Raw genomic sequence first — 14,257 nt, 5'->3', positions numbered from 1 at the left:
ATCCGAAGCTTCATGCTGCTAGAGACGCGCCTATCCGGTACTATGGCGCTGGGTGCCTTTGCGGGGTTTTTCATGAACAATTCGACGCGCATGCCGTGGGTGGACACGGCAAAAGGTCTTTCGATCATCCTGGTGGTGATGATGTATTCCGCCTACAACACCGGCGAATATACCGGCGGCGTCGGCTTCCTGCATTATGTCATCGGCTTCGCGACCCCGTTCCGGATGCCGGAATTCTTCCTGATCTCGGGGCTCTTCCTGTCGCAGGTGATCGACCGGCCTTGGCGGCGCTATATCGACCGGCGCGTCGTCCACTACCTCTATTTCTATGTCCTGTGGGCGGTCATCTCGATCGGGCTGAAGATCGGCATCTTCAGCCGCGATCCCGCCGGCATGCTGCACGACCTCGCCGTGGCTGTCGTCCAGCCCTATGGCGTGCTGTGGTTCATCTACATGCTGGCCGTGTTCGGCTTCGTGGCGCGCATCCTGCGCGAGCTAGGCGTGCCGCACTGGATCGTCATGTCGGCTGCCGCCGCGCTGCAGATGTGGGCACCGCATTCGGACAGCTATGCGCTCACGCAATTCGCCGCCTATTTCGTGTTCTTCTACCTCGGCTTCGTCATGGCGCCGCTGGTGTTCCGGCTGGTCGCGTGGACGCAAGCTCGTCCAGCGATCGCCGTTGCCGGCCTGATCGTGTGGGCCACCGTCAACGGCCTGCTCGTCTATTCGCCGGGCTACGCTGTCGAGCCGGTCGGCATGCAGATGGGCCTGGCGGCATGGCCGCCGCTGCATCTTGCGCTGGCCGTCGCAGGCGCGGTGGCGCTCTGCGTCGCCGGCGGGTTCCTGTCGAAATTCGCCGCGATGGAATGGCTGCGCTGGCTCGGCGAGCATTCGCTGGTCGTCTATGTCGCCTTCACCATCCCGATGTCGATCTTCCGCGGGATCATGCTGGCAAGCGGCCTTCTGACCGATACCGGCATGCTTAGCCTCGCGGTACTGCTCGTCTCGGCCGTCAGCCCGGTCATTCTCTACTTCATCGTCAAGCGCACCGGCTTCGGAACCTTCCTGTTCGAGCGACCGGCCTGGGCGCATGTCGACAGGCCGACTGCCGGCCAGATCTCAAACCAGGGCGTTGCCCGGCCAGCGCGCGAGGCGGCTTGATGCAGAAGCGCGCCTAGCTTCCGATTATCATCGCCTGTAGCTGCTTCCGGTCCTCTTGGGACCATTGGCTCGGGTCTTCACCATGCGCGGACCGGGCATGAAGCTCAACGTGCTTCATCACCTCTTCCGCGTTTTCTGCCGTGAAGCTCCCGGGACAGGCTTCCATTCCCGGATAGTCCTTGCACCGATACGTATACGCCATCGCTGCCTCCCTTTTTAGGAACGCCTAATGGAGCGATGGGGCGCGACCTTTGTCAATGGACTGGTCTTAGACCGAAGACCACCGCCGTGCCAAGCCTGGCTGGAGCCGGCTATTTGCCGACTGTCGTGTCCTTGTCATGGTTGTACCCAGGACGGCGCACGGCCTTGATCTTGCCGCTGCTGCCGCCTCCGCAGAAGAAGCAGCCGCGGCCATCGGATTCCAGTCCCGACACGCCGGAGGGCATCGCCAGCTCCTGCAGCACATCGCCCGTCTGGGGGTCGATGCACAGGAGATCACCCTCCTCCCCTTCCCAGGTGGCATGCCAGAGCTCGCCGTCGACCCAGGTGACGCCGGTGACGACACGCTTCGACTCGATGGTGCGGATCACCTTGCCCGTTTCAGGATCGATCTGATGGATCTTGTGGGCCCTGTATTCGCCGACCCAGAGCGACCCCTCGGCCCAGGTCAGCCCGGAGTCACCGCCGTTGCCGGGGGCGGGAATGGTGGCGACGACCTTGCCTGTCTTCGGGTCGACCTTGTGGATGCGGTCCTCGCCGATCTGGTAGAGATGCTCGCCGTCGAAGGCGGTCCCGGCATCGGAGGCAACGTCGATCGACTGCACGATCGCGCCGCTCTCCGGGTCAAGCGCCTTCAGCTTGTCGCCGGTGGCGAACCAGACCTTCTTGCCGTCATAGGTGACGCCGTTGATGCGCTCGGCGTCCGGAAAGGGGCCGTATTCGCGCAGGATCTCGGCAGCGGCTCGTTTCATTTTCGATCTCCATTCGAACAATGGCCGCAGACTAGTCGCTCGGCAGCGGACCCGGGAGTAACAAGACAGTCGGGAATCCGGTCACCGGCGGCGTCATCCAGCGGCGCGCCCTGCCGCGGCCGACCGCCTGCACCTTGTTGTCGGCCGAAAGCGCTTCCAGCGCCCGCTGCACGGTGCGCGGGCTGGCACCGAGCGCGATCGCCAGCGCCGAGCTCGACCAGGACTCGCCGTCGGCGAGGAAGGCGAGCACTGCGCCATGCTCCTCCTCAACAGGCGGCGCCAGCACCACGACCTCGGCTGCGGTCAACGGCGTTAACGCAAAACCGGCGGCCGTCGCGTTGATTTCCGCCAGCGCGTTCATTTCAGCGCGCAGCCGGCCCATCTCGACCCTGAGCCGCGCACGATGCGATTCATCGGCGTGCCTGGCGCGGAAGGCGCGCTTCAGCAGCACCTCCCGCGACGCATCCGCGGGCCAGGCCTCAGCCAGCGTGCGCGCCAGCGCAAACAGCACCGGCCGCGTCGCCAGCGAGACCACCGTGTCGGCTATGCGCACGACATTGCGGCAGGCATCGACGACGAGGGCGCCTGAGGTGAGCAGCGCCTCGACCTCGTCGAGCTGCAGCGGCGTCTCCAAGCCCTTCGACACGAGCCGCGCGACGGGCGTGTTCAGCACCAGCGATGCGCTTTCGACCTCCGCCTTCAGCGCCGGGATATTGGCTTCGTAGGCTGCGAGCGCGGCCCGGCCGAGCGCGGCGCGCGCGGCCTTCGTCCGCAGGCGCCTGACCGCGATGCCCGCGGCCGCGAGCTCATGCGCGACGCGCGCGACCGGCGGCAACGGCGCCGGGTCGAAGCCGGCAAGCAGCCGCTCGGCTTCGTCGAGCCGGCCGATCAGGATGAGGCGGCGCGCTTCGAGGCTGCCGGCATAGGCGGCGTTGACCCGATCGCCATGCGCTTGAAGTGTCGTGCGGGCGGCTCGCAACGCTTTGTCCGGCCAGCCGAGATCGCGCGAGACCAGCGCGATCTCGGCCTCGGCGACGACGCAGCGGGCGCGCGCAACCGCCTCTTTCGGGCTGAAGGCGCGGGCGGCGCTCTTCAGCAGCGCCTTGGCCTTGGCGAAGTCGCCGAGCTGCGCCATCGCGATGCCGCGCAGCGCCAGCGCCGGGGCGTCGTCGCGCAGCGCGACGCGTTTCAGGGCGCCCAGCGGATCACCGGTCGCGAGCGCGCGGCCGGCGGCATTGATCAGCGAGTCCATGCAACGCCCGCCCCAATGCACCCTTCCGGGTCTGCCGGATCAAATCGCGTCACACTTGTAACTCTCACCATCGCGCCGTCCGGCTCTAAGTTTCCCTCGTCACCCCAACCAAACGCAAGAACGGGACAAGAGCAATGACCCAACACATGAAGACACCATCGGTCGTTTCGCCGGAAGCCTGGGAAGGCGCGTATGAAGAAATGCTGGTGAAGGAAAAGGCGCTCACTCGCGCCCGCGACGCGCTGGCTGCGGAACGCCGCCGCATGCCGTGGATGCCTGTCGAGAAGGACTATGTCTTCGAAGGCCCGAACGGCAAGGCAAGCCTGCTCGACCTCTTCGAAGGCCGCCGGCAGTTGGTCATCTACCGCGCCTTCTTCGAGCCCGGCGTCTATGGCTGGCCGGAGCACGCCTGCCGCGGCTGCTCGCTCGGCGCCGACATGGTCGGCAACCTCGCCCATCTCAACGCCCGCGACACCACGCTTGCCTATGCGTCCCGCGCGCCGCAGGCCGACATTCAGCGGCTGAAGCAGCGGATGGACTGGAAGATGTCCTGGTACACCATCACCGACAGCTGGGACAAGGATTTCGGCGTCGACGAATGGCACGGCCACAACGTGTTCATCCATGACGGCAACCGCATCTTCCGCACCTATTTCGTCAACAACCGCGGCGACGAGGCGTTCGGCACGGTGTGGAGCTATCTCGACGTCACTCCGCTCGGCCGCCAGGAGGTGTGGGAGGATTCGCCCGAGGGCTATCCGCAGACACAGACCTACAAGTGGTGGAACTGGCACGACAACTATGAGGAAGGCGCCGCGCCCGACCAGCGATGGGTCGAGGTGTCGGATGCCGGCGAAGCGGCGTTTCGCAACAAGAACGCCTGAGCGCCGAAGCGACTCTGGCGGCGTCGCCCGCGCCGCCAGAGCCGAACTTTCCTGAAAGCAGTTGGAAGGTAGAGATCATGAGCATCGACAATCCCGCCCCTCGCCCGGCAGGCCTGAGCGGATTCGGCCTGGCCGACTGGTTATGTCTCGCGGCGGCACCGACCTTTGCCGTCATGACGTTGCTCACTGCCGCCGATAGCGGACCGGACGCGATGTGCATGTCCGGGCCCGGAGCCTCCGTGCTCAGCGGCATGGCGCCGATGTATTTCCTGATGGCTGCCTTCCACCTCGCGCCCTGGCTGCGGCTGCTCGCCAGAGGGGCGGCGGATTCGGCGTTTCAACCTGCCGACGAGCTGCCGGACCTAAGCGCGGAGCGGATGGCTGAGAGCAGGGATGCCGGCGTGTAGGGCTTTACCAGCCAGCCCAGCGGCTCCGCTGGCGCTGCCCGGGCGCGGACGTCGGAATCGGAATGCGCCGTCGCAAAAACCGACCGCAAACCGTAAATTCGAAACAACTCCAGGGCAGTTTGAATTCCATCCATGGCGCCGGACAGCCGGATATCCATCACAACCAGATCAGGCCGGTCCGCAGCTGCGCTATCGAGCGCTTCCTCGCCCGAGCCAACGACTACGACCTCGAAACCGGCCGCGGTCAGAGTGCTCTCCATCTCGAGGGAGATGAGAAAATCATCCTCGACGACCAAGATCCGCGTGGGCAATGCGGCGGCCACAGGTTCGGCCGACGCGGCTTTCGTTGGGATTGGCCGACGGCGTCCGTGTGGGGCAGCAAGCTCGGTCATCGAGAGCCATCCAGGAACTGAAGAAGAGCCGGCGAGAGCTTCATGAGAACCGAATGCTGCAGCGCGTCTTCGGTTCCTTGGTAACGACAAGCTTGCCGTGCAGCTGCCGCGCCAAGCCCTGAACCAGCTTCAATCCGGACGAACGGTCGCGGACCGAAGCCAGGTCAAAGCCGGGACCGCTGTCTTCGACGAATACCTGGAAGCCGTCCGCATCGCGCCGAAGCCCGACCCGGATTGTGCCGACTCCGTCGAGAGTTCCATATTTTATGGCGTTGGTCAGAAGCTCGTTCAGGATCAGCGCCAGCGGCATTGCAACGTCATTCGAAAGCTTTGCATCATCAGCCTCGAACTCAACCGCGACTTCCTTCGGGAAGGTCTGCTTTATTGTCCCGCAAACCGCAAGCAAGAAACCCTTCGCGTTGAACTGCGTCGAATCGACCGTCTCGTACAGGACCTGCTGAGCAGCGGCCATGGCCGCGACGCGGTTGCCGGCTTCACGCAAAATTTCTCGCGCTTGCGGGTTCGCTGCCCGTTGACCCGCCAAGCTCAGCAGTGACTGCAGCATCTGCATGTTGTTCTTCACACGATGATTCAGCTCATTGAAGAGCAGCCGCTGCTGTGTTTCGGCCTGTTTGCGTTCGCTGATATCGACCAGCATGTTGATGCCGCCGACGATCTTGCCATCTTCATCGCGCAGCGGCGTCGGATACGGGATGAAGGGAATGCGCACGCCGTCCGGGCGCTCGGCGACGGCTTCAGCGTTGCGTATCGGACGCCCCTCCTTCAGGGCGACCGCCATCGGGCACTGGTCGTGAGGAAGCGGGGTTCCGTCCGGCCAGAACAGTTTCCACGTCACGCACCACTTATCCTTGCCGATCTGCGGAACGCGCCCGGAAAGCTCGACGGCCGCCTCGTTGAAAAAGGTTATCGTGCCGTCGGCATCCGTCGTGTAGATCGCGGCCGGAATTGCCGCCAGCAGGTCGCGCAGCTGACGCTCGCTCGCCCGCAGCTTGGCTTCAGCCATCTTTTGGTCGGTAATGTCGCGCGCAATCTTCGAGGCGCCGATGATGCGGCCCTGGCTGTTGCGGATGGGCGAAATCGTGAGGGAAATATCGACGAGACTGCCGTCCTTGCGGCGACGCACCGTTTCGAAGTGATCGACGTTTTCGCCGCTGCTGATGCGCCTGATGATCTCCGGCTCCTCGCCCAGCCGGTCATCGGGGATGATCATCGTGATGTGCCTGCCGATCGCCTCGTCGGCCGTGAAGCCGAACAGGCGCTCCGCGCTGGCATTCCATGAGGCGATAATGCCGTTGAGGTCCTTGCTGATGATCGCGTCGTGAGAGGATTCGACAATGGCCACGAGCTGATTTGCGGCGCGCTCCGTCGTCTGGCGGGCGGTCTCGAGCCGCACGCGGTCGACCGCGAAGCCGAGTTGTCCGGCCACCGTCAGCGCAAAACGAAGCTCGGACTCCACGAAATCGTGCGGATGATCGTAATAGGTCATGAACTTGCCGAGCAACTGACCGCGCACCGAGATTGGAATGAAAGCCAGCGCTGCAATGCCTTCGTCCCGCACAGCCGCCTTGAGGTCGTCCGGCAACCCGCTTTGCTCGACGTCTGCAATAGCGATTGGTTCGGGATCGCGTGTGTCGCGCGACCAGGGGGAATGGCCTTCTACGGCCGTTCTGTAAGCTTGCGACAGGCCTCGCGAGGCGGCAAATCTGAGCAAGCCGGTGTTGTCGAAGAAGAGTATGGACGCCCGGTCCGCACCCAATGCGCGAATGATGGTGCTGAGGGCTATATCGTGGATCTCGCCGAGGTTCGCCGCGCGCTGAAGGCTGTCCGTGAATTCGTAAAGCGCCGCCTGCTGCTCCAGATGCCGGACCAGCGCGGCCTCCGCCTTCTTGCGCGCGGTGATATCCTGCTGGACGCGCACCGCATACAAGAAGCGGCCTTCGGAGTCCCTTACGCTCGAGGACGTGACCGCGACCCAGACTCTTGCCCCGTCCTTGCGGATGAAGCGCTTCTCGTGCCGGTAGCTGTCGATCTCGCCTCGCACCTGACGCTCGAACTGACGCAGGTCCGCATCGACATTCTCCGCCAGAGTGGCATCGAACACCGACCTACCGACAAGTTCATCGGCCGAATAGCCGAGCAGGTCGGCCAGGTAGCCGTTGACGCGCCCGAGTTCGCCCTTCGCATTGACTTCAGCGATGCCAATCGCCGCATGCTGGTAAGTCGCAGCGAGCCGCTGTTCCTGTTGCCCAATGATCTCATCGCTCAGACGCCGGTCCGTGACATCATGGAAACAGTTGATGGCTCCGACGACCCGACCGTCCTCGTCTTCGATCGGCTCGATGTGGACCATCACCCATATCGCCGTCCCGTCGGGGCGCTCGAGCTTGCCTTCAACCCCCCTGACGGGAATGCCGGTTCGCAGCACCGCGGCCATCGGGGTTTGGGCGCGCGCGATCTCGCGTCCATCGAGATAGAGCCTGTGGGATCCGCAATAAAGTTCGGAATCCGAGCCAAGCAAGGGCGTTCGCCCCCACAAGTCGGCAGCGCGCTTGTTGAACCAAAGCAATCGCCCTTGCGCGTCGCAAGCGTAGATCGCAATGGGCAGCGTCTCGATGAAGTCGGGCGGAATTTGCAGGGCGACGGCGTCCTCCGGGGTACGGATAAACCCCTCGGTTCCTTGAAGGCTTTCGATGCGCATCTCCCATTCCCGCTCGGCAACGAAAAGCCAAACGCATCGGATCGCCGAATGTTCCCGCGTGAGCTCCGACACTTCGGCATCGAGGCGGGTGCGGACATAACAGCGATTTCGCCGTGCCTCTGGAAGAGCTGCATGCGAGTCCGCATCGCCTTGACCTGGCGGATTGCCTTCCGCGCCGGCTCGCACAATAGTCGGGCCGATGTTCCAGGCGATAGCGAGTCACTGGTCGACGCTCATCCTTCTCCTGTCGTTGGCGATGGCGGCGGTCGGCATCGTCCATGCCATCATGACGAAGGAAGACGTGCGCGCCGCCACGGGGTGGGTCGGCGTGATGCTTCTGTCGCCCTTCCTCGGCGCGATCATCTACGCCATCGCCGGCATCAACCGCATCCGCCGCGCGACGATCAGCGCCATGCGGCCCAGCGCCGGTTCGGCGGATGAGGGGCACAATCGCGACGTCGCCGTCGAAGCCTTGATCGAGGCCCAATTCGGCCAGCGCTTCGTCGGATTGAAGACACTGGGCGACAGGGTGGCGCGGCGTCCGCTGACTTCGGGAAACACCATCGCCGTGCTCGAGACCGGCGACGAGGCCTATACGGCGATGTGCCGGGCGATCGACGGCGCGCAAAAGAGCGTGCTTCTCGAAACTTACATCTTCGACAACGACGCCGTCGGACAGATGTTCGTGCAGTCGCTCTCCGCCGCGGTCAAACGCGGCGTCGCCGTGCGCGTGCTGATCGACGCCGTTGGCGTGCGTTATTCGGTACCCAGCATCCTGAAGCAGCTCAGGGAGGCCAACGTCGCCGTCGATCTCTTCAACGGCAACATCGTCATGGGCTTGAGACTTCCTTATGCGAATCTCAGAACCCACAGGAAGGTCCTGGTCATCGACGCGACGGTGGCGTTTACCGGAGGCATGAACATCCGCAAGGGGTTCTCGGCCGAATTCGCCGGTTCCGACAGCTCCAGGGACACGCATTTCGAGGTCACCGGGCCGGTGGTGGTCGACCTGTTCTCAGTCGCCGCCGAGGACTGGCGCTTCGCCAGCAACGAGGCGCTGAAGGGCGACGCCTGGCAGGTCGAGCGAACCACCCCGCCGCCCGGCCAGCCGATGCTGGTCAGAGCCGTGGCGACAGGACCGGATGCCGCGAACGAAACCAACCACAAGCTGCTGATGGGAGCGTTTTCGGTCGCCCGCAAATCGATCCGCATCATGTCGCCCTATTTCCTGCCGGACCGCGAGCTGATCAGCGCGCTGACCACGGCCGGCGCGCGCGGTGTCCAGATCGACATCGTGGTGCCCGCGGTGAACAATCTTTTCCTCGTCGACCGCGCCATGACGGCACAGTTCGACCAGGTGCTGAAGCATTATTGCCGGGTGTGGCGCCACCAAGGCCCCTTCGATCATTCGAAACTTATGGCAATCGACGGCGCATGGGCTTATGTCGGCTCGTCCAATCTCGACGCCCGGTCGCTCAGGCTGAATTTCGAGATCGACATGGAGGTCCTGGATGCCAACTTCGCCCGGGCGATCGAGGCGCGTATCGACGCGGCGATCGCGTCGGCGAAACCGGTGACACTCGAGATGCTGCGGGCCAGAGCCTTCGTCATTCGTGTCCTCGACCGATTGCTGTGGCTGGGATCGCCCTATCTGTAGGCAAGGAAGACGAGCAGCAGGAACCATGGAGAGAAACGGACGCACCCTCCCCGAAACCGTGCTCCTGTCGATCCGCGGCAGAAAGATGCGGAAAGCGAAAGCCACGGCGCCCAAACGGGTCGGCGGCGCCGAGATGGTGGTCGCCTCCTACAACGTCCACAAATGCATCGGCACCGACCGCAAGTTCGACCCCGAGCGGACCGCGCGCGTCATCCGCGAGATCAGCCCCGATGTGATCGCGCTGCAGGAGGCCGACAACCGCTTCGGCGACCGCGCCGGACTGCTCGACCTCAACCGCCTCGAAATCGAAACGGGGCTGGTGCCGGTGCCGGTCACCGGAAACGGCAAGGCACATGGCTGGCGCGGCAACGTGCTTCTGTTCAAGCGGGGCACGGTGCGCGACGTGCACCAGATCAAGCTGCCCGGCCTGGAGCCGCGCGGGGCGCTGGTCGCCGAGATCGACCTCGACGAGAACCGGACGCTGCGCGTGATCGCCGCGCATCTCGGCCTGTTGCGCCGCTCGCGCTCGGAACAGGCCCGCGTCGTGCTCGATATCATGAGCAGCGCCGACGAAAGGCCGACGCTCCTGCTCGGCGACCTCAACGAATGGCGGCTGGGCAACCGCTCCGCGCTCAACACGCTGCACACCACCTTCGGCCCCTCGCTGCCCGCTGTGCCCACCTTTCCGTCCGGCCTGCCGGTGCTGGCGCTCGACCGGATCATGGGCAACCGCAACGGCATGGTGTCGGCGGTGGAAGCGCATGACACGCCGCTGTCGCGCGTGGCGTCCGACCACCTGCCGCTGACCGCCTTCGTGCATCTGTAGATCGAGCGATCGCCCTACCCTTCCCTGAGCCAGACCAGCATCTCGCCGGGGTCGCGGTTGTCCCAGGCGAAGTAAGGAATTGCCTTGAGCGTCGTCTCTTCGGTTTCCGGCGGCTCGGGGCGGTAGAGATGGCCGCCCCAGTTCTTCGCCTCGGCCCGGCTGCCGATCGCCGAAAGCGTGACGATACCGCCGAGCAGGTTCGGCTCTTTGTGCGCCTCCAGCCTGGCCGTGCGCGGCAGCGCAATGCGGTGCAGTCCGCCGCCATTGTCGGTCTCTTCGACGCAGTAGAGCAGCGGGCCGCGCGACAGCGCGACGCGGCCGATGTCCTGCCGCACTTCCGGATTGGCGAAGAGGCGGGCCATCGACATTTCGAGGTCGAGCTCGACGCGGTCGCCCTTTTGCCATTCGCGGCGGATCGCGGCATAGCCGTCGACCGTGACCGCATCGAGATCGAGCATGTTGCCGTTCAGCTTCAGCGCCGCGTTGCGGCACCATGCGGGTATGCGCAGGTAAAGCGTGAATTCAACCGGTGTCTGTGCCTCGATCTCGATCGAGACCGCGCCGTCCCAAGGATAATTGCTGGTCTGGACCAGGCTGACAGGCCGGCCGGCGATCTCGAAGCGTGCGGTGGAGTCGCCATAGAGGTGCACGGCCAGCGCATCGTCGGCGAGGCCGTAGAAATAGCTGCCGATCGAAGCCACCATGCGGCCGATATTGGGCGGGCAGCAGGGGCAGCGGTGCCATTTCCAGCGGTGGTGGCCGCCGCGGCTCTCCAGCGGGTTCTCGTAGAAGAACAGCGAGCCGTCGAGCGACAGGCCCGAGATCGAGCCGTTGTAGAGCGCCCGCTCCATCATGTCGGCATAACGGCGGTTCGGGCCCATGCCCAGCATGCGGCTCGCCCAGAACACCAGGCCGACCGAGGCGCAGGTCTCGGCATAGGCGGTTTCGTTGGGCAGGTCGTAGTCGCTGGTGAAACCCTCATTGTGAGCCGACGGCCCGAGGCCGCCGGTGACATAGAGGCTCTTGGTGGTCAGATCGTCCCACAGCCTGTCGAGCGCCGCGCGCAAGCTGTCGTCGCCATATTCGGTGGCAATGTCGGCCATGCCGGAGAAGAGGTACATCGCCCGCACAGCGTGGCCGACGACCTTGTCCTGCTCGCGCACCGGCTTGTGCGACTGATTGTATTCGTATGTCTTGAAATGATAGGCCTTCGGGTCGGCGCCGCGGGCGCGCGCCTCCTCGTCGAAATAATGCGGCTGCTGGCCGCGCTGGTCGATGAAGTACTTCGCCAGATCCATGTACTTCTTCTCACCCGTCGCCCGCGCGAGCTTCACCAGCGCCAGCTCGATCTCCTCATGGCCGCAATAGCCCTTTTTCTTGCCGGGCTCCGGGCCGAACATCGAGGCGATGTGGTCGGCGTAGCGGCTCATGATGTCGAGCAGCTTGCGCTTGCCCGTCGCCTGAAAGTAGGCGACGGCGCCCTCGATCAGATGGCCGGCGCAGTAGAGCTCGTGGCAGTCGCGCAGGTTGGTCCAGCGGAGACCCGGCTGGATGCGCTGGTACCAGCTCGAGAGATAACCGTCCTCCTGCTGCAGCTTGCCGTACATGTCGATGACGGCATCGATCTTTTTCTCCAGCTCCGGATTGCGGCGCCGGTAAAGCGAATAGGCGGCGGTCTCGATGGTCTTGCCCCAGTCGGAATCCCAGAACATCTGGGTCGTCACCGTCGAGCCGGTGAACTCGGCGCCCTGCGCGTCGGCCTCGTCGGGTGACGGCGAATGGAACGGAATGACGACGCCCGGCGACGGCCGGTCGGGATCGATCTGCTCAAGCATGCGCGCCTCGACGCAGCGGTCGTAGAGGATGCCGGCGGTCTTGGCGGCGACGGCGTCGACCCGGTCACCCCAGAAGCCGCGGACATCGACCTGCGGCACGGGCAGCGGCCGGAAGGCAAGCTTCGGCTTCGCGGTCGCGGCTGCCTGGGCTGCGGTGGCGGATTGTGCTGCGGTCATAACGTCACTCCATTCGAATGCGGGAAATCATTTGACGGCCCCGGCCATCAGGCCGCGGATGTAGAAGCGCTGCAGCGCCAGGAACAGGATCAGGCAGGGCACCATCATCACCGTGACGCCCGCCTGCACCGCGCCCCAATCGATGGCGCCGAAGCGGCCGGACTGAAGCGCGGTCATCATCACCGGCAGGGTGAATTTCGACTGGTCGGTCATCAGCACCAGCGCGGCCAGGAACTCGTTCCAGGCGCCGAGGAAGGCGAAGAGCGCAATGGTGACGACGCCCGGCCAGACCAGCGGCAGCATCACCTTGACCAGCATGGTGACATTGTTGGCGCCATCCATGCGCGCCGCCTCCTCGATCTCGCGCGGCACGGCGTCGAAGGCGTTGCGCATCATGAAGATCGAGAACGGCAGCTGCAGCGTGACATAGACGCAGACCAGGCCGGTCAGCGTGTTGTGCAGACCGAGTTTCGTCAGCACCAGGAAGATCGGCGTCAGGATCGACTGGAACGGGATCATGATCGTCGACAGGATGAGGATGAAGAAGAAGTCCCGGAACGGGAAGCGGAAACGCGAAAAGCCGTAGCCGGCGAGCACGCTGACCAGCACGGAGAGCAACACCGTCATCACCGAGACATAGATGCTGTTCTGCGCCGAGGCCCAAAGCCCGTCGCCGAAGGTGTTCAGCGTCTGATAGTTCTCGACCGAGAAGCCGGTGGTCGGCCAGGGCGGCAGCGGCGGCTGGCGCGCTTCCTGCGCCGGCTTGAAGGTGGAGAGCACCGTCCACACGATCGGCGCCAAAAACAGCACCGAGGCGATGATGCCGGTGGAATGCCTGGCCAGGCTGAAGGCCGCCTTGCGGTGCTGCGACATCGCCTCGGCCATCAGTCGAGCCCCTCGGGCTTGCGCAGCAGCCAGAGCTGGATGAGGCTGAGCGCCACCAGGATGACCAGCAGCACCATGGAGAGTGCCGCGCCGTAGCCGAGCTTGAACGAGACGAAGGACTGGTTGAAGATCCAGTAGACCGCCGTCAGCGTCTGGTTGCGCGGGCCGCCGCGCAGGATGATGTAGAACTGGTCGAAGGCGAGGATCGAGCCCGCGACCGACAGGATCAGCGCCAGCGCCAGCGTGCGGCGCATCAGCGGCAGGGTGATCGCCCTGAAGCGGGCGAACGGTCCGGCGCCATCGATGACGGCGGCCTCCTGCAGGTCCTGCGGGATCGACTGCAGGCCGGTCATCAGGATGATCATGGTAAAGCCGGCCACCTTCCAGACCACCATGGCGATGATCGACCAGAACGCCGGCTGGAAGGTGGCGAGAAGATTGACCTTCCTCTCGGTCAGGCCGAGGTCGTAGGCGGCCGGGCTGAACAGGCCGGAATCGACGTTCAACAGCCACGACCAGAGCAGGCTTGCGGAAGCAAAGCCGACCACCGCCGGCATGAAGAAGGCGGTGCGGTAAAGATTGGTGAGCGGGCGCGGACGTTCGATGAAGATCGCCAGCGGGAAGGCGACGGCGAAGATCGCGATGGTGACGATCAGCGTGTAGTAGAAGGTGAATTTGAGCGCGTTCCAGAACCGGGTGTCGCGCAGGATGGCGACATAGTTATCGAGGCCGATGAAAGCGTGCTCGCCCATCAGCGGCCAGTTGTGCAGCGACATCCACGCCGTCATGCCGAGCGGGATGACGAAGAACACGGTGACGAAGGCGACGGCCGGCAGGACATAGAGCAGGCCCACCCATTGCCGGCGGCTGACGCCGATGCGTCTGGCGCGGGCGGGCGCGGAGGTTGCGGTGAGGGTGGTCATGGCTTGGCTCCCCCTTCTCCCCTTGTGGGGTGAGCAGCCGGTTCACCGAAGGTGAATTCATCGTGCCAGTGGCACGATGAAAGGCCGGCGAACGCCGGGACGCTGCGAAGCAGCGGGGACCCGGCCGGGGGTGGATCGGCCACCGCCCGGCCCTTCGCAGGCTCAGGG

Annotated in this window: 13 protein-coding genes; 5 read left to right on the top strand and 8 right to left on the bottom strand. The window is 64.6% G+C overall.

All coding sequences use genetic code 11. The features are described 5' to 3' along the window. Nucleotides 1-72 precede the first annotated feature (72 nt). Nucleotides 73-1,161: an acyltransferase family protein gene (locus tag CK221_RS27545; protein WP_095780024.1), complete on the top strand. Its 1,089-nt coding sequence runs from the start codon at nucleotides 73-75 to the stop codon at nucleotides 1,159-1,161. 13 nt (nucleotides 1,162-1,174) lie between these two features. Here the strand turns inward: CK221_RS27545 and CK221_RS27540 are convergent, their stop codons facing one another. From CK221_RS27540 to CK221_RS27530, 3 genes are all read right to left on the bottom strand, one after another. Then, nucleotides 1,175-1,363: a DUF1059 domain-containing protein gene (locus CK221_RS27540; protein ID WP_067000403.1), complete on the bottom strand. Its 189-nt coding sequence runs from the start codon at nucleotides 1,361-1,363 to the stop codon at nucleotides 1,175-1,177. A gap of 109 nt (nucleotides 1,364-1,472) precedes the next feature. Next, nucleotides 1,473-2,132: a PQQ-binding-like beta-propeller repeat protein gene (locus CK221_RS27535; RefSeq protein ID WP_095780006.1), complete on the bottom strand. Its 660-nt coding sequence runs from the start codon at nucleotides 2,130-2,132 to the stop codon at nucleotides 1,473-1,475. Nucleotides 2,133-2,163: 31 nt separating this feature from the next. Next, nucleotides 2,164-3,384 (bottom strand): helix-turn-helix domain-containing protein, encoded by a 1,221-nt coding sequence (locus CK221_RS27530; RefSeq protein ID WP_095780005.1) that lies wholly within the window; start codon nucleotides 3,382-3,384, stop codon nucleotides 2,164-2,166. Nucleotides 3,385-3,518: 134 nt separating this feature from the next. On the opposite strand from CK221_RS27530, the gene CK221_RS27525 reads away from it, so the two are divergent. After that, nucleotides 3,519-4,268 (top strand): DUF899 family protein, encoded by a 750-nt coding sequence (locus CK221_RS27525; RefSeq protein ID WP_095780004.1) that lies wholly within the window; start codon nucleotides 3,519-3,521, stop codon nucleotides 4,266-4,268. 77 nt (nucleotides 4,269-4,345) lie between these two features. Next, the gene (locus CK221_RS27520) at nucleotides 4,346-4,675 is read left to right on the top strand and encodes a hypothetical protein (RefSeq protein ID WP_067000392.1); all 330 of its coding nucleotides are present in this window, start codon (nucleotides 4,346-4,348) and stop codon (nucleotides 4,673-4,675) included. On the opposite strand, the gene CK221_RS27515 is transcribed toward CK221_RS27520, so the two are convergent. Then, a complete protein-coding gene (locus tag CK221_RS27515; RefSeq protein WP_082954105.1) occupies nucleotides 4,606-5,067 on the bottom strand; it encodes a response regulator in 462 nt (153 codons plus the stop codon). The two genes, CK221_RS27520 and CK221_RS27515, sit on opposite strands and share 70 nt — an antisense overlap. Nucleotides 5,068-5,107: 40 nt before the next feature. Continuing rightward, nucleotides 5,108-7,786 (bottom strand): PAS domain S-box protein, encoded by a 2,679-nt coding sequence (locus tag CK221_RS27510; RefSeq protein ID WP_095780023.1) that lies wholly within the window; start codon nucleotides 7,784-7,786, stop codon nucleotides 5,108-5,110. Nucleotides 7,787-7,985: 199 nt separating this feature from the next. Between CK221_RS27510 and CK221_RS27505 the strand changes: the two genes are divergently transcribed. Continuing rightward, complete coding sequence (locus CK221_RS27505; RefSeq protein WP_095780003.1) at nucleotides 7,986-9,443, top strand: phospholipase D-like domain-containing protein; 1,458 nt, start codon at nucleotides 7,986-7,988, stop codon at nucleotides 9,441-9,443. 25 nt (nucleotides 9,444-9,468) lie between these two features. Then, a complete protein-coding gene (locus CK221_RS27500) occupies nucleotides 9,469-10,269 on the top strand; it encodes an endonuclease/exonuclease/phosphatase family protein (RefSeq protein ID WP_067000387.1) in 801 nt (266 codons plus the stop codon). A 14-nt stretch (nucleotides 10,270-10,283) separates the two neighbouring features. Here the strand turns inward: CK221_RS27500 and CK221_RS27495 are convergent, their stop codons facing one another. The 3 genes from CK221_RS27495 to CK221_RS27485 are packed head-to-tail and all read right to left on the bottom strand — an operon-like array spanning nucleotide 10,284 to nucleotide 14,089. Further along, complete coding sequence (locus tag CK221_RS27495; protein ID WP_095780002.1) at nucleotides 10,284-12,281, bottom strand: glycoside hydrolase family 127 protein; 1,998 nt, start codon at nucleotides 12,279-12,281, stop codon at nucleotides 10,284-10,286. Nucleotides 12,282-12,308: 27 nt separating this feature from the next. Beyond that, a complete protein-coding gene (locus CK221_RS27490) occupies nucleotides 12,309-13,166 on the bottom strand; it encodes a carbohydrate ABC transporter permease (RefSeq protein ID WP_067000383.1) in 858 nt (285 codons plus the stop codon). Next, the gene (locus CK221_RS27485) at nucleotides 13,166-14,089 is read right to left on the bottom strand and encodes a sugar ABC transporter permease (RefSeq protein WP_095780001.1); all 924 of its coding nucleotides are present in this window, start codon (nucleotides 14,087-14,089) and stop codon (nucleotides 13,166-13,168) included. The genes CK221_RS27490 and CK221_RS27485 overlap by 1 nt, the downstream gene beginning before the upstream one ends. Between the last annotated feature and the right edge of the window lie 168 nt (nucleotides 14,090-14,257).

Origin of the sequence: Mesorhizobium sp. WSM3868 (genome assembly GCF_002294785.1) — a bacterium.
Taxonomy (GTDB): domain Bacteria; phylum Pseudomonadota; class Alphaproteobacteria; order Rhizobiales; family Rhizobiaceae; genus Mesorhizobium.
The sequence above is the reverse complement of the archived record's forward strand: the minus strand, read 5'-3'. Positions and strand labels throughout refer to the sequence as shown.